At 49.2% G+C, this 16839-nt stretch carries 10 protein-coding genes; all 10 read right to left on the bottom strand.

The genetic code is table 11. From position 1 onward, the window contains the following. Positions 1 to 485 precede the first annotated feature (485 nt). Positions 486 to 9149, bottom strand: a complete 8664-nt coding sequence (locus tag KOO63_03900; GenBank protein MBU8920983.1) for a hypothetical protein — start codon at positions 9147 to 9149, stop codon at positions 486 to 488. A 13-nt stretch (positions 9150 to 9162) separates the two neighbouring features. Further along, positions 9163 to 10230: a hypothetical protein gene (locus KOO63_03895; GenBank protein MBU8920982.1), complete on the bottom strand. Its 1068-nt coding sequence runs from the start codon at positions 10228 to 10230 to the stop codon at positions 9163 to 9165. Positions 10231 to 10422: 192 nt separating this feature from the next. Next, positions 10423 to 11454: a hypothetical protein gene (locus tag KOO63_03890; GenBank protein MBU8920981.1), complete on the bottom strand. Its 1032-nt coding sequence runs from the start codon at positions 11452 to 11454 to the stop codon at positions 10423 to 10425. A gap of 134 nt (positions 11455 to 11588) precedes the next feature. Next, on the bottom strand, positions 11589 to 12869 hold the full coding sequence (locus tag KOO63_03885; protein MBU8920980.1) for a hypothetical protein: 1281 nt from the start codon (positions 12867 to 12869) through the stop codon (positions 11589 to 11591). Between the two features lie 22 nt (positions 12870 to 12891). After that, the gene (locus KOO63_03880) at positions 12892 to 13464 is read right to left on the bottom strand and encodes a hypothetical protein (GenBank protein ID MBU8920979.1); all 573 of its coding nucleotides are present in this window, start codon (positions 13462 to 13464) and stop codon (positions 12892 to 12894) included. Positions 13465 to 13469: 5 nt separating this feature from the next. Further along, positions 13470 to 13691, bottom strand: a complete 222-nt coding sequence (locus KOO63_03875) for a hypothetical protein (GenBank protein MBU8920978.1) — start codon at positions 13689 to 13691, stop codon at positions 13470 to 13472. Between the two features lie 474 nt (positions 13692 to 14165). Beyond that, positions 14166 to 14609: a hypothetical protein gene (locus KOO63_03870; GenBank protein MBU8920977.1), complete on the bottom strand. Its 444-nt coding sequence runs from the start codon at positions 14607 to 14609 to the stop codon at positions 14166 to 14168. Between the two features lies 1 nt (position 14610). Continuing rightward, entirely contained in the window at positions 14611 to 15159 is a 549-nt protein-coding gene (locus KOO63_03865; protein ID MBU8920976.1) for a hypothetical protein, read from the bottom strand. Between the two features lie 28 nt (positions 15160 to 15187). Continuing rightward, positions 15188 to 15694 (bottom strand): hypothetical protein, encoded by a 507-nt coding sequence (locus KOO63_03860; protein ID MBU8920975.1) that lies wholly within the window; start codon positions 15692 to 15694, stop codon positions 15188 to 15190. A 14-nt stretch (positions 15695 to 15708) separates the two neighbouring features. After that, positions 15709 to 16650: a hypothetical protein gene (locus tag KOO63_03855; GenBank protein ID MBU8920974.1), complete on the bottom strand. Its 942-nt coding sequence runs from the start codon at positions 16648 to 16650 to the stop codon at positions 15709 to 15711. Between the last annotated feature and the right edge of the window lie 189 nt (positions 16651 to 16839).

The raw sequence follows: 16839 nt of genomic DNA, 5'->3' as shown, positions 1-16839 counted from the left end.
TTCGGATTCTTCGCTCCCGTCCTGCTCTGATTAAGAAGAGTCATCTTTACTGAGTTAGCGCAAGATCTGCAGCAATAACGTCCCTGACCTTTCTTCAGATTGTAAACCGGAGCCCAAAATTCTTTGCTGCATTTTGTCCGTTCACAAACACGCCGCTCTACGCGTATCTTTCGTCCCCACTTAATTACAACACATTGCTCTGTCATACTATAATATAACACATTCGGAACCGTTTGTCAACCCCCCAAAAATTCGGATAGTTGCTCACAGTTCAAACATGACAAGTCCACAATCAAAGCCTTATTGGGCGGTCCGTAAATAACCACATGCGTACGCTTCTCCCTCAAGATATACCTACTCTCGGGATCACGCAAGGCGTTAATGGCATCCACTGTGTCTGCAACCCGCCAAGTACCTACTGGAACGGCCTCCCAATAACTCATACTGGCTCCTCATGTCGATACTCCCTATATATAAGTCTATATCTAGCCTCGAGATACGTAAACTCCCGACGTATTAACTTGATTTGAGAGCTCGGCCGTCAAACTACTCGCAATTTCACGACCGACCGCAATCGGATCATCTACCGGAGCTGTAAAGTTAACAGTGATATCGCCTGTTATCAAGCCGCTGCCGTATCCGGTTGGTGAGTAGCCGGGTAGTGCGAAGTTGGTAGGCATGTTGAATGACACGTTATTCGGATTCAACAACGCATTAGTGTTCTCTAGTAGCTTGACCTGCTCAGCTGAACTACGTTTGATAGCTTCTAGAGCTTGGAAAGGTTTGTCGTCACCCCCGAAAATACCTCCGAACAATCCGCCGGCTAGACCTCCCAATGCTGAACCTATTGCGCCGCCTATTGGTCCACCTAAGGAAGTACCTATAGCGGTGCCTGCCATTGAGCCTATCTGTGAGCCTATCTGAGCACCCTGGTTGCCTCCCCCCAACGCAGAACCACCAACAGTTCCTACCAGTGTTCCGGCGCTTTGTGCGATTTGCTCTAGTTGTTGCTTCTTAAATACTGCCTTCCGTTCTTCAGGAGTCATTCCGGAAGATTGTGCTGACGGTGTATCTAGCTCCCACGGTCTTAGGGCGGCAGTCCAGTTCTGCTCTAAACGTGCGTCTGGACTCAAAGCCGCACCCGCAATCCGACGAACCCGTGGATTGTAGGTCGCAGATCTTCTAGTGGTCGTTTGCGGAGCAGTGGCCTGATGACGAGATCCACGGACGAAGTCAGCTTGTTGTTCTGGCGGCAGACTGTTTACTATATTAGCAATAGCGTCCGCGCCTCCTGGAAAATGCGTACTAGCAGCTCGTTGCCTTTCTAGATCCAGCACTTCTTGTCGTAGAAGAGAACCTGTGCCTAATGCAGAGCCTCTTTGCATAGCCATAGTCGTCTGCACCGGACGCTCGTTCATCAAAGCACCTAGGTGTGCGGTGATAGCCTCAGGGGAAGTATCGCGTACAGCTATTGTTGCTGCCGTTGCTGCTCCTGCTACAGCCGCTAGCGTTTCAGGGGCACTGACTTTTTCGATTGCCGTACGTAGCTGGAAGATCGGCGGCCTGCCGTCTTCTTTGGCGCCTACTAGACCTGACTTTGTATCAGACTTGCTAAAAGAGTATTTGGTTGCTGCGCCTGCAGTTTGTGCGCCATCAATGATAGCTTGGCGCAACAGCACGGCACCTTGCATAGCACCTTCGACGTGTGCATTGGTGATAGGCTTGTAACGTTCTCCTACTGCACCCAGCGCTTCGCCTAGACCTTTTAGCAAACCTGCCTTCGAATTGAATAGACCCTCAAACAATAGATCTACCTGTCGTGACAGGAAGGCTTTACCTGCAGCTTCAAAAATACGTTCCGGACTGTTGCTTAGTGTTTCGTAGTTCGAAAGTACTTCTTTTAGCCCCGCAAGTCGTGCCGTAGTATTATTAACGCGCGCGCTAACTATCTCAGAGATTTGCTGTTCACGGCTCTGGATTTCAGCAACAATAGAGGCTTCGTTGCTCTTAACCATAGCGGACTGTAAGTCTACCTGGAGTTTATTGTTTGCGGCTTCTCGTTCTTTGCGAGCTGTGTCCTCTTCATAATCAGGTGTAAACAGCTCCATCTGTCGAATACGTGACAGCTCTAAAGCATACGTACGTTGTGCAACGCGCTGTTCTGCAGTACGTGTCCCAGCGATACGTTCCATCACTGCCTCTAATTTAAGCGCAGTAGGCATGTATTGGTTTTGCAGAGCTTCAGAGCTCTGAAGCTGCGCATCAGTAATTGTTTTCTCCATTGCAACTAGGCGCTGTCGCATAGTAATTTGTGTGGTGATACCAGAAGTGATGGTTCGAATTCTGGCGCCTTCTATCTCTAGTATCTGGCGTGCGGTCTCTGCCTGCCGTGCCGCAAACGCAGCTTCTTCTCTACGCAACGTAGCAGCTTGACGCGCACTGATAAGCATCGTTTTCGCTGTACGTTCTGCTTGAATAGCCATCATCTCTGTGTACCCTACCGCCCCACGCATGTTCTCAATTCTATTCAACTCTGTGTTGTAAATAGCATTTGCCAGATCCAGTTCTACAGTCTTGGTCTGGTTGATAGACGTTAGTGTAGGAGCCAAACGCTCAACCTGTGTAATGTACTTGGTGTGTTGCTCTAACTGTGAGGAAATTCTAGTTCCCCATCTATTTTTCTCGGACTGAGCTGCGGCGTTTGCAGCAGTTGCGGCACGCTTGTATGTTATCACCAGGCGCTCGTTCTCTAGAACCTCGTCGCGTTTCGCTTGTGTCAAGATCGGCCACAGGCGCATTAATTTAGGGAAATCCAGGACTAATGTTGCTAGATTTTCTGCTTGACCTTCAAACGAGTCGCTTCCAGAAATTTCATCAGCTGCTCGTGCCAAGTCATCATAGAAACCACGCAACTCGTTAATAGATCGTGCTGCTTCTGGATGCTTAGAAACATCAAAACTCGCCAGCATGTCTCTGCTTTCGAATGATCCTAAGATATTATTGAGTGCCTGAATCTCAGTTCGCATGCCTTGGATGCGTTTCATTCCACTGGCGCTTTGAGTAAGAACATCTTCATTTAGGCCAGCGTAAAGCGCCGATCCGAGTCCTTCCGAACCAAGAGCCTCCATCTGCTGCAAGTTCCCTAAACCTCCTACTAGGCCTGCAGTGTTCTCTAGCTTCAGAACATCCGACAGTACTCGTGCTGTCGTGTCGAGCTTAAGACTGTGGAGCTTGGTACCGTAAGTTTCAAAATTCTTCAAACTACTTGCTGCCAGGTTGAACGAGAATCCCAACGCATCGGCTGCAGTCGCTGTATTCACAAGACGTTGTTCAGCTACGAAGAAATCTCTAATAAACTCGTCTAGAGGGTTCTTGATTTGAGTAAGGGCCTGAGCTAAGGTACCCATGTCTACAGCAGTACCTTCACCTAGAATTGCGATTGCTGCTTCCAGCTCTTTTGCTCTGCCTACAGTTACATCGCCACCGGTTAACTCCGCTATCAATCGTGTTTCGAGCTCTTTGAAACTTTCAGGAAGAATCGTGTTCATTGCTTCCAAATATCCAGCGAACGGATTGTCTGCGCTGATACCTATATCAAGTAAGCCAGCGTTTTTGGTCTCTAGAGCGTTACCAAACGCATCAGCAGTTGCACTCACTATCGCTGCGCGTCTTGTTGGATCTTGTACGGCTTTCAGATACTCGTCACTAACATTCTTAAAGTACTCGGTCCAGTTGGGGGATTTCTTCAGAGCTGCCTGCGTAAGGACGTCTGAACTACCAAGCAGCGTCTCTGCCACTAGATCTGGTATTCCCTCTGCACCAGGGAACGACTCTCGTATTAAGGTCCTGGCACGTATGTACTGTCCTCCGCTTCTGTCGTCACGGCGATTCGGACCGACAGCAGCCCCATAAGCGATAGCCTGAGCATCTGGCGCAAAATCTGCTCTAAACCACTTAGACTTAAACAAATCGCCCTGGTCTGCAGCCATCGCTGCATCCCGAATACTCGCACCCAAGTTCCTGTACGCATCACGTGTCTTTTCTAGGGCGTTAGCAGAGATACTAGATGAAACGTATGCACCTTGCGCTAACATCGTCAATGCTCGTTCAGCCTTTACAGCCTCAGCTTCTAAATCAGATAGACCATCAGTGCCTTCCGCTAAATGCGCAGTGAATCTAGGAAGGGCGTCGTCGTCTAGTATCTCTCCCATAGAAGTGACGAAGGATGCCAATCCAGTAGTCCTGGTCGTGCCTGAAGCCTGAAGCGCAGTTATATTATCTACTAAAGGCAGGTCTCGTCGATCTTGAATTGCCTCTGATCGCGCCGAGGTAAGCGCCCTAGCGTCCTCGTACGCTTGAGTAGCTAAGGTTGTTCTATCTGCACCGGAAGTAATCCCTAGGTCGTGTAGACGTAATCGAGTACGCGATCGTTTGCTAGCTTCCTCAGCTTGTTGTGTATCATAGAACGGATCTGTTCTAAAGTCACCATCTTCGCGAACAGCTCTATTGAACTGCTTTCTTGCTGCTGCCTCTAGATCTGTATCACGCAAGCCTGCCCTAGCCGCGTCTCCAGTTGCTGCAGAAGCGTGCTCTACGGCAGCCATCAGTTGGGTAACACCTATGCCTATCGCGTCCGCAGTTTCACGAAACGCTGTCAAACGAGGCATCTGGCTTGGATCAAGGTCTCCTTGCTTTAAGTAATCTATAGCAAGCGGACCGCCTTTACCGGCGTCCGAAACAGTTTTAGCGATAAACGCTGCTGTGGCGATGGCAGCTACAGCCGCGATGACTATAGGAATAATAGTACCACCCGACCATGCAGCACTGCTGGCCAGGCCGACTCCAAGGCGACCTGCTCCGCGCACCTTGCCTCTGGAGGCAAGTCTGGCCGCTTTCTTACCGTACCGACGCTCACCTTCTGCAGCAGACATTCCTACATAACCAAAGCCTTCGGCTCGTTTTGCGATAAGGGCGGCCTCGGTAGCCCCTGCACCTAAAGCCTTTGTAGCTTGAAGACCTATCTGAAGTGCAACTACAGATTTCATAGCACCGTGTAAAGCAGCGAACCCTTTGGTCAAACCTAAAACAGCTCCCAATACGGTAACTAGTTTAAGCGTAGCATGATCTCCAAAAACCTGGAACACGTTAGTTAGCCCATCCATCGTGCCTTTGAGAAGTATGCCATATCCCGAAGTCTCTAACATCTCGACGCCGAACGTACGCATCTCCGTCTTCAGACGCTGTGATGTAGCAACAAACGTTGTCTGTTGTAGATTCAATCGTTCTTGAGCATCGCCGTATGCATAAGCACCGAGACGTGCAGTTTCCATTGCCTCGGATACACTACCCAAGATCACAGCAGCAGGGTTAATCTGACGAGCTCCTGCTAGAGCCACCAAGAACCGTGTAGCTGACGCACTACCTCTTGTCTCTTTGATACGCTCGTAGGCATCAGCAAGTTCGTGCATGATTTCGACCAGTGGTCGTAACTGCTTACCACCAGACTCTTTTGTTCCCAGCTTGACTTGTCCGATTTGCTCTAGTTGCTTTAGAACCTGAGGACGACCTAGACGTGCAAGAATGAACCGCATGCTGGTAGCAGCTTGCCGTCCACTTACACGTGTCTGTTCAACAATCTGTGTCGTTGTGCCGAGTACCACATCTAGTGCTGTAACAGAGCCCTGGAAATTACCTGCAAGTTGCGTGGCCATCGGGCCGGCTTGCTTGAGTGCATCAGCTAGAGAGGAAGCATCAACTGCTCGACTCTGTTCGATCTTGCTGATTCTGTCCAGTACTTCATAACTGCTCATCTGTTCTTCTGTGATATTCCGCACAGCAGTGAGCATTTCACGTGCCTGTTGGGTTTGCAGTCCGATACCCTGCACTGCAAGCATCGTGGCTCCCAGCTCTTCAACTACTTTCGATGCAGACAAACCTTGCTGAGCGAAAATCTTCGCTGACTCCGCTACTTGTAGAAGATCCACAGAGTATTGTCGTGCGATATTTATTACTTCACCCTTAAGCTGTACACGTTCGGCGAAAGAACGAGTAGGTAACACACCTTGAACACGAGTAAGGGCATCTTCGAATTTCAGTGCTGAAGAGAATGCGTCTCTAAACGCTGAAGAAACGCCATAAATTATGGTCGAAGCTCCTGCGTACTGGGCAATAGTACGAACTGCTGTACCGAACCCACGTGACTTAGTAGGATCACCTGGAGCGAACTGAGATCGAGTCTCTTTGCCGCCCATAAACTTCTTGGTTTCTTCCTTTCCTGCTGCTTTTGCTTGTTTCCTGGCCTTGACATCTTCAACTAGTCTGCTACCTGCAGCTATAGCAGGCTGTGCTATCTCACTTAGGCGCGCTCTCGCTCTGCCTAATACGTCACGCGCACGACCTGGGTCTATGAACCCAGCCTCGCTCTTGAGTCTTCCTGGAATCTTTTCGGTGATCGCGCGCGTAGCGGCGGTAGCCTTGGTCTGTTTAGCTGCCGCTTTGGTACTTGCTACGGCTGCGTCGGCACCCATCTTACCGTCTTTGGCTAATGCACGTAAAGATTTTGCTCGTTTAGCAGTCCAATCAGCTTCTACTTTAGCAGCATCTGCAGCTGCTTGAGCTCGACTTATTATCTCTGTGGACGCTCCCTTAGCTGTTTGTGTCTTTACTTTTGTGCTAGCTCGCTTGGCCTTCATAGCAGCGGCTTCGGCTTTGGCCTCCCCCGCGTCAGCCCTACGTTGACGCTGTTGGTGACGACGCTTCTCTTTCTTCGCGGCCTCTGCTGCTTCCTCACGTCGTTTATACGTAGGTCGATCTCTGTCGTCGTCCGACAACGCTCCTGTCAGTGGGTCGCGAGTACCCGAAATTACACGCTTCGCCTCTGTGGGCGATAGCGTCCTGTGTGATGGTACGGGATCTGGGGGACGTTTTCCGAAAAATCGGGCTACACTCTCAAACATAGAAGGACCACCAGTGGATGCGCCGAAATCTAAGAATCCACCTTGGCTCTTCAGACGACTAACGTGCTTTCTCCTGGCTAGCTTCTGCCTGTTCTGAGCTGCCCGTCTCTTCTCTGCTTTTGATTGTGCTGCAGCCGCTTTCTTTTCGGCCTTAAGCTGTTTCTCATCCCTCTCAGTTTCTAGTGCAGACTCAACCGCAAGTCCGGGCTTTGTGGTAGCAAAACCAGCTTTGGCTTCTCTGCGTGCGATCTCTTCTTTGATAGTGGCAGTTGGGCTAGGGAGTGCTGTACCTGCTCTCTTCGCTGCTGCAGTTTCTTTACGTAACGCGTGGTTAAGCGAACGTGCTTCAGTCTCTATAGCCTTGCGCCTTCTAGATAGAATACTGTCGGCTTCTTTTTTGGTGGAAGTCTGAGATATATACGAGTCGTCTGCTGCATCTTCCGCCCGTTGGTTAATAATAGCCTGTCGCTCTTTCTTAGCAGCACGGGTAGCCGCAGCCTTCTCAAGGCCAGCTTTCTTGTTAGCTATTCTAGGATCTGGACGCTCTGGCAGATCGGCCGTAGCCTCTCTAGCTTTCCTACGAGCTGCTACACGGTCCGCATAGGAGAGAGGTACTGAAGGCTCAGCCGGTTGACCAGGAATTTGAGTAGGCGTAAACACACCACCAGGTGCCGCAGGATCACGGCGTATGAGATCTGCGTTTTCTTTTATTCGTGCATCGCGCGCACGTCGTTCAGCTCGGAATTTTTTAGCTTCAGCAGCGTCGATCTTCTTCTGCTCGGCCGCACTGATCTTCTTCTCCGACGCTAGTTTCTCTTGAGCGACAGGTCTAAGTCCTGCTTTGCGTGCATCTTGTTCGGCCCGATCTTCTGCTACTTCTTTGTACGCCTTCTTGCGTTTTGCTCGGGCGCGAATAGAACTAGGGTCTTGTAGCAGTTTGTCGGAAATAGGTCCAGTTGAGGGAACTACTCCAGCATGCATCATGTCCCAAGCACGTGCAGATATGGGACGACCAGAGATTATCTCGTCCGACGTACTGTACGGACGACGTGTGTCTCCGGTACTGGTTATTCTCTTGCGCTCTGCTGCCCTCTTCGCTACGTCTGCTCTAGATTCAATACGCTCTCTATCTTTGCTGAATCTCTTGTTTGCTGCGTCTTCTTCTCTATCGGCCCGCTTCTTGTCGGTTCGGTCGATAGCCGCTACTTCTTTAGCATGCTTTGCCTCCGCCCTCGATAGGGCAGCATCCTTAGTCTGTTCTATCCTAGCACGGGTGGCGTCTAAGCCAGGTGCATCTGTACGAGATCGGCCGCCTGCCTGCAGTCGTCTGTTTGCTAGGATTCGCGCATTACGCTGAAATTTTGTTTTCCCTGGAGCTAGTACGTCATCAAAGAGCTGTTCTGTTTCCGGAGTACTCTGGTATCCACGCGCTTTCTTTTTGCCCTTCAGGTCTTTGAAATGCTTATCACCAGCGGACTCTAGGGTGCCTCTAGCTGCAGCTGTTGTAGCAGATAAAATCTTCTCTACATCAGCAACCGTTATATTGCCGGTCATCGCCGAGATTGCTTTTGCCTGCTTTGAAAATCCCGAAGACGGTGTTCTAGCTGCTGGGGGGAGGTAATCTCCACTTGAGCCGTAGCCCTTCAGTGTCTTAGAAGAAAGAGCTTTACCGATGTCTCTTGGAAGAGCACCTACCTGTTGGGCGAACTCCCTATCAGAGATAGTTCCTGTCCCACCGCCCGCCTTGTCTGCGGACAGCTTTTTGTGAAGCTGTGCAAGATTACGATTCATCGCCTCTTGGGCTTGAATAGCTCGTTCTTCGCCCCTCATTGTCCTTAGTGGACCGCCATAAGCTCGTCTTTGACTGCGATTCCGTGGTTGTAATCCACCGGAGGCACTGGCGTTAGGAGTCTTTATGACTTTATTTTGCTCAACATTAACGGTTTTGACTGCGGCTGCTGATTTTATAGCTTGTAATTCTATCTTGGTAAGACCATTAAAGACGCTATCAATCATAGTGTTGACTTCTTTTGCGTCACCACTAAACATCAGTTTGATTTTTTCGTCTGCTGCTCTGCCTTTTTTACCGCCTTTTTTCGACTCACCGGTAAGGTGCTGCAGAACGGCAGCTTGCTTGTCGTCTATCTTTATTTTTACTCTAACTTGAGCGTCTACATTGCCTTTTTTAGCCATTGTCAATCCTCAGCTATAATGATAACCTTAGGTCCAGCGATTTCTTAACGGACATCAAACCTTCATCGCCCATCGTTAATACAAACATATCCTCACCAATAAACTCTTGCTCGTCCGTAGTGAGTTTTTTGAATACCTGTTTACCAAGGAGCTCTAGAAATACTCGATAGATGGCAGCAACTCGCACGCGTTGCGTATCTATATCATTGCGTCCCTTACCGAAAAACACTTCTTGTGGTTTACGGCCTTCATGTGCGGCATTAGCGAATGCCAGCTCTCTGCGCTGCTGTAGTTCGGGAGCGCTGTGGTACTGTTCTGGTCTTTGTCTGGTTCGCCTGGCCCAGTCCAGATATTTGCGCATATTGTCAGCAACTACTGGATGACTTACCCAGCGGGCGGAGTCTGGAACTTTATAGGGTGTGGTTTTAGGGCCGACGTAGGGACGCTGAAATGCTGGGTCCGCACGTTCACCACTACCAAACTCGATCAGCAAAAATGCACTATTGAACTTGGACTTGGTGCCTGGAATTTGAAACGCTCGCCTACGAGCAAACCATGTCAGGGGTCGAAAAAATACTGTATGACCTTTTACCAGGACATGTGATGGCTTTGTCATTTCGGCGCCGATCTCTCGTCCGATCTGCCCTAATGTAACACCACGTGTCACGGTGTTTAGATGAGACTTGCTATGCTCATTGGCTTGCTTGACAGTGTCTTGTTTGAAATTTCCTTCCATCCATTTGGTATGGATTCCCTCATTGGGCTCCATTACAGCACCAGCATAGAAGGCCAGTCTTAATATATCCCGAAGGATATTAGGATGGGAACCGTCAAGAATACTTCTGGCGATCTGCCAGGCTTTGATGTAAGCCTTCGCGCCTTCTAACCCACCCTCTTCTCTGTTTACGAAGATCACGTCATAGCTTATCTCTACAGGTTTGAGCGAGCCTATATTTTCGAGAGTCTCTTTCTTCATCCCTAACTGCTTAGCAAACTTACCGAAGAAATATTCACGAGCTTCATAGCGATTTTTGAACGAGGAGCGCCTATTTATCCAGATGCCGGTCTTCTTCTTAGCCATTGGCGCCCCTGCTCAAGTCTTGTTGATGTCGTACCTTCTTGTTCTGCGAAACCATTTGTTGCATTTTCCGTTCGTAGCTCTCCATCCAGTCATCGAATTGCTTATCGCTGTTGATCTGTTCTGGAGTTGCACGATCCTCAGGCATCACATCAGAAAGCGCCCATGCATACAAGCTGATCCAGTTAGCAAATTCTATGTGGTTTTCGGTGAAGTCTCCGTCGTATCCGAATCCTCTGTAGAAGAGATCAACTCGCTTGCCGCAGGCTCGCCATCTGTTTTGGACTCTTGGAGATCGGGCGAGTCGTCTGAAGATTCGGGTCTTCCGCTCCGTCCGTAGATAAAATCATACTTCTTCATCCGTTCTCGAGACTCGTCGGTCAAGCCCTGCCAGTACGCACTCAACTCGTTGAATGCCCAGCCGATAAGCTCAGAGTCTTCCTCTAATTCCATTGCCTCGACAGAGGGCCACAGACTCTCGCCTGTCTCTACACGCTCTATGCAATAATGAACCTGCGCTAGACGAATGTAGTACTTGAGCTGCTCTTGCCAGGAGTCCATAAATAGTGAGGTATGTTCAGACTGTATTGCCAGTAAGGCGTTATAGGCCTCAATCAGTTCAACATAGGCATGATACATTTCGCGCTGCATGCTCAACTCCTGTAGGATGTCGTCTACTTCAGTAGAAGGTGCGGCCGCTCTAACCTCGGTTTCGGCCTCCACGTCATATCGCACTCCTACATCAGTTACGATCGCCAGGGCAGCTTCTAGCTCGTCTGAGACCCCTTCCTCTTCGGCTTCGAAGATCTTGAACAGTTGCACACGTGCCTTGTCAGCAACTGTATCGCATTCTTCTTCCGACTCGAAGCCTAGTGATTCCAAATATGCTAGCTTGTCGACGTGAAAGTCTGATGCCTCATCCATCTCCTGCTCACGCTCCTCTGTCCACCAGCCTGCCTCAAGATATTGCTTTCTGAGCGTCTCGTGAGACGGGTGTGCAGGCATGCGAACAGTCTCACCGTCAGAGCCTGGAATCTCGTCAAACGAGTTCAACAGCATCTTCTTGCGAGATCGAGAGATAGCGTCTATTTTTCGCTGAGTCTTGAGGGTGGGCATGCTAAGACGAACCTCTCCCCATTGGGGATGAGTCACTAAACGCTCATTTAGCACGGTTTCTTCTAGGATTTGGCTATCTTCGGTAACTTCTTGGATCTCTTGCTCGTCCATAATAGTGTTCCCCTGTATTAGGTTGGTTCCGTTGTGGGACATTGTCCCTTATAGTAAGTCCTTCTGTAGGTACATTATAGGAAAAAGAAAAGGCCGCCAAAAGGCGACCTTATCTCATTTCGGCTCAGTGAGGATTAGAGATCATCCCCATCAATAGTAATGTTAGACCCGATAAAGCTCAAAGTCCGTTCTCCACGGCCCTGAACAACCTGACGCTCACTGAATGCTGTGATGCCGAGAGTTGTCATAGTTACTGTGCAAAGCGGGTTATCGTTGCCGGTCTTGTAGTACTTGACGTACAAGTCCAATGCCGGATCAAAGTCTACCAGATTCATCACGTTGTTGGTGTCGATAGTCACATCTCCAACCATTGATGCCGCTGAATCTAGTGTCTTATTCTGCAGAGCTGCGTACTGAGCCAGGCCTGTTTCCAAAATACTGACATTCACTGTGATGTCTAGTGGGTAGTTGAGTCCTCGGAAGTAAGTCGTGCTGAGGTCGTTATTACGACGGATCTCAGACAGCTTGTCCCGTGACAAGTCAATAGAAATATCCACCGATTGGCAACGTAACAGTCTGTTGGAGTCAGTCAAACCATCTACACCCACAGTACCGCTGTTGATCAACCAGATATCGGCGCGATCACCCTTAACAAAACGAGCATCCGTGGGATATGTAATTGTCGGCATAGTGCCTGGAGTACGCTTAGCCAGTACGGCTGAGACACGCTCAAACGGAGCAGCATCAGACATTGCTGAGCCTACTAATGTAACCGTGTCATCAGAGGTCCAGTCAGCTACTGTGTCATCATACTTTTGGTTATCGACGAACACGTACACGATCGCATGTGTACCTGAGTCGATCGTATTAAACGCTGTTGGGATAGTTGCTGTCGTTCCATCAGTGGAGGATGCATCCAGCGGAACCGTTACTAAGTCGTGATACGGTGTTGCTAGGGATTCTTGCAAGTCGGCCTCAAACGAGAACGTCTCGCTGCCGACCCCAGTCGCATCTAGACGAAGCGTCATTCCGGTCAGCTGTGCATTAGGAACCAGGACTGCCTCGTCAAAGGTAGTACCAGGTGCCTTGAGGTTGATTACGTCAAAGATACAATTTTCGAAATCCGCTTCAGTAATCGTGTAGTTGTTATTAGTTCCTGCCGTATACGCGTATTCCTGAGTCGTGTAACTGTAGAGCATCCTTGCCAAGATCGAAGCGATCGACCCTGTGCTGGTAACTTCGAAAGAACCCGAAGTCTCGGGCATCCGTGACGTTGCAGTATAGTTAACATTCCCTAATTCAGAGAAGTTTTCCTCGTTGAACGTCGGATCCAGATTCAGGTTCTGAACTGCGTTAATAGTGGCGAAAGGCCCAAATGCTAGTACTGAGTCTTTAGCCTGAATTTGGAAGGCCATATTATTCTTCCTCCTGCCTCAATTAGTCAAAAAATACTAGATCAATTTCCATGTTCAGATAGTATCGAGCATGATGTGGAACATCGACCAGCTCTGCCGTATGTAACTCCCGATTCTCAAACCAGACATCGGCATTACCTGAATCTACGAGTGGTGGGTTCGTTGGGTAATTCTCAAAATCCAGTATAGGAAGAGAAAACCCCTCTCTAAACCAAGTTCTGAACAACGTAGCAAAGCTAAAGTGCTCAGCTTTGTCTGATGCAAACCCATCCACCAAGAGCATCGCGCGTTGCTTAAACAAATCTTCGCCTAACCCTGCGCGGACCTCTTCTTTCGGTTCTTTCACAAGCGTTACAGCAAACGCTGGAATGATCACATCTTGTGCTGTACGTGCCTGAATCGGACTCTTTGGCGCCACCAGAAAATTGGGTTCTGCCGGAAACTCTGGAACAAGTGTTACTTCTCCCACAGTGGCCGTGCCCGACGAAACTCCTGTTGCCTGCCAGTATACCAGCCAGCCCGCGTCTGTAAACTTCTCCGCCAGGAACTGTGCTGCTGACGTCGTAATGTTCAAGTCCGTGATCTGTGTCGTCATGTCGACTAGTTTCCTTCTCCGTTGTATCTAGTAAGTAGACCTATCCTGTAGGCTCCCCACGACACTCTGACAACTGCGCGACGTACTTTGTGGATAATCATCGGAGGCATATTCCTCCAGCCGGGGAGACTCTCTAAGTTCTCCATCCACCCTTTAATCAGAGACTGAACTTTCTTCTGTGCCAACTCCTCAGTCAGCGTTTCCTCATTGGTCTCTCTACTCAGCATAACCCACGCCCCCCTTCAAAACCACCATCAAGATATAAGGAGTCGTTGTGGCTAATCCTAAACGTACGTTGCCTAGAAGTTGAAAACGTTTATTACCATTAACCATCTCTTTAGCGAGATCGAGCCATGTTTCACCACTAGCGTCGGTGAGATCGACTAAGACATCGTCTAGCCAAAACTCAGCAAACGCTGTTGCATCACGGTACTCGCCGGACAACCCCTGGACTGTTTGTTCGAATCCCGTGCCGGTAGAACTCATGCTTCTAGCGCTGAGAGCGTCGTACCATAGACATCTAAACGGGCCTCGTGTCTCTCCAGTTGAATCTGTTTCTCTGTCAAAATCGCCGAACAAGGGATTCACTCCCTCACTCACGCGATCGACCGGCAATCTAATCAGAACTTCTTGGCCCGAATGCCTAATCAGGTCTTTCGTATGCTTCCTATGTAGGCCAAGCGCACCAGAAGTTTGTATCATTATTGAAACCGTTCGATCACGGAGTTCGGATCGCCTGACAGATATGCAACTAACAACGTCTCGTAATCTCTGTTGATCCTATGAGCCGATGCTTTAAGTGTGATTGCAGCTTGATTGGTAGTTATTTCGCTTGCGCCGGTCTTGAAGGAAATACCTAATTCACCGTTCTTCAAACGATTCACCAGATCGTCTGCAATCAAACTAGATGCACATTGATAGGCTAGCAGAAGTCCTATTGCGTCCGCTGGGTCAGCACTCAACGATACAGCATCCGTATCTACGGTAACACCAGTTGTTATGCCGTACGCTGCCAACAAGGAATTGGCTGTCTCTATGTAATGAATCAAGAAGGAGTTGAGCATTTCCTGCTGTTCTCCGTCTATCTCAGCTAAAGACTGACCAATCTTCTGCTTAATAATCTTAAAAATCACAGCAAGAGTCAATTTAGTCTCCCATCGGGTCTCTAGAAACTACCCGCACCTCAGTCAGTTCGAAAATTCTGTCTCGTACTGTTGAAAGCAAGAGCATCTCTTTGCCTGATAGATCATCGCGTATCCCTAGTGGGTCGTTGAGCTTGTATAGTACATTCGCATTAGCGATCTGTGTCACTCTCTCGACCACTTGGTCCTCTGGTAGCTCGGCGATGAACCGATCAATATCTTCAATTACATTTGGGTTGTCGGTCGGAACATCTGTACGTGCAATGTATCCCAACTCAACCAACTTGCTGCCGCGTTCTAGGTCCATCCAACGGTCTAGTGGTATAGATCCTACACTCTTCAAACCGTCGGGCTCTAGCAGTACCGCACGTTCAGTGCCTAAGACATCAAACACTACTGATACAACTGTGCCGCCATAGTTCTTGATCGGAACCATCTTTGTTCCGACTTGCGCAGACATAAAACCTGCTGCTGCCGCCTGCGTCTGCTTGTTCAATTGCTCACGTAGCTCGTCAAGTTCTGTTGTAAGCTGCGCTTTAGTCTTGTTAGTCATACTACCTCCCCGAAATAATTCGTGTGTACTACTTTCCGCCGACTTTACGACAATCTTTACAATAACACTTGTAACCGTCTTTTTCGGCTTTGTTTTTACCAAAGTTTTTCTTGTTCTTTGTGAGCCCGCATTGAGGACATGTCTTACGATCACTCCGCAACTGCTTCGGCGTTCTCTTGTATCTGCCTCTGCGTCCATCCCCACCAAGCCAGTATTGCTTTACATCCGCCATTAATTCTTGAATACGCTTTTTCCTTCTAGGACTCAAATGTGGCCAAAGTATCGCTACTGTTGCTTGAAACTTCTCAAACCCATGAGCATGCCAGGTGTACATTGTTTTCCAGCCGTACTTCGATTTATCTGCAACTGTCAAAGTTCCAAAACCCATAATCTGATGAAACTTGTCAATAGTTTCCTTATCCGTACCGCAAACCGAAGCGTCTGGGGCTGGCCGCTTCCCGCCCGTAGACGAGAAGCAGCCCTCACCCTCAAAAAATCCCGCTGCCCATGCTATATCAACAGCGTTGTAAGTCATTGTACCTCAACAGTTTAGGTAATCTCGATGACCCTGTATTTCCAAGGCTGAAGCACATTCACGCTAAAGTCAACGCGGAATCCGCTCTTCAACCATGCTTTTTCAGTGTCGATGCTCTGATACTGGAGCGCACTCACGTCACGCTCATAAAGCAGTGTACCCTTCTTCGTACCACCGAGATAGATCTTATCATCGGCGATGCTGGCAGCATTATAGAACCAGTTGAAATCGTCCCTAAGCACGATCACACGAGCTCCCTTGTACGTACCAATCATCCCAGTACGACGAATCTCTTCAAGAGCCGCATCGGCAAAGCCTGTGAACCCAAGAAGAGGGAATAGGGTGTAGTAACGACCGGCGATGAACACATCACTGTTAACATCACCGAGGGACCGTAGAACGGCGTCCAAGGTGTTCTGGTCAACAGCTGTTGCTACCGAACCACGCTGGGCGCGGCCGTAGTGGTCATTACCAGTTGCAGATGCGTCGATGGCCGACAGAGTCGTCTCGACGTAGAGCCTGCTAAGCGCTTCAGCAGCGTGATCGACATAGACTGCCGGATCCAGCTGACGACGAAGAATCTTTTCCAGATCCATCGCGAAAGGCAGGTCATACTGCATGGTGTTAATAGGATACTTGCGCTTGGTTGGCGTGAAGGCCAACGGATGCGAAGCAGGGTGCCTACGCACCGCTTTCATAGTGTTTACAGTCTCTTCTAGCTCGATCGTGTCACCCAATTGGGCGGAACGACGCTCAGCAAACAACGGAGTCGGATCTGTAAGGTTAAACTGCTCTTCAGACAGTTGGCGAACCAACTCAGCTGCTTCCAGCTGGAACTGGGTGTCAGCCATTATCTGACCTACAGACTTAAACTTTAGAAAAGCCTCTCTAAGAGCGTCTTTTCCTTCCGCAATCTCGTCTACCGTGCGGCTAGCTGTACGTAGTCCAAAGTCCATAACATTCTCCTTTTTATTTACGCAAGAAGCACGACGATGGACTGACCATCGTTCTGCACAACCATAGCGGTTACTACGTCAAGGTCGTCATCAGCATCAAGACAGATATTGCCGTCCGTATGCAGCTTCAGCTTCGTGCCGTGCGTATAACTCGTCAAATCTGCCGGGTTATTGTACACGCTGTAGCGG

This window comes from Candidatus Latescibacterota bacterium (genome assembly GCA_019038625.1).
Taxonomy (GTDB): Bacteria; Krumholzibacteriota; Krumholzibacteriia; order Krumholzibacteriales; family Krumholzibacteriaceae; genus JAGLYV01.
The sequence above is the reverse complement of the archived record's forward strand: the minus strand, read 5'-3'. Positions and strand labels throughout refer to the sequence as shown.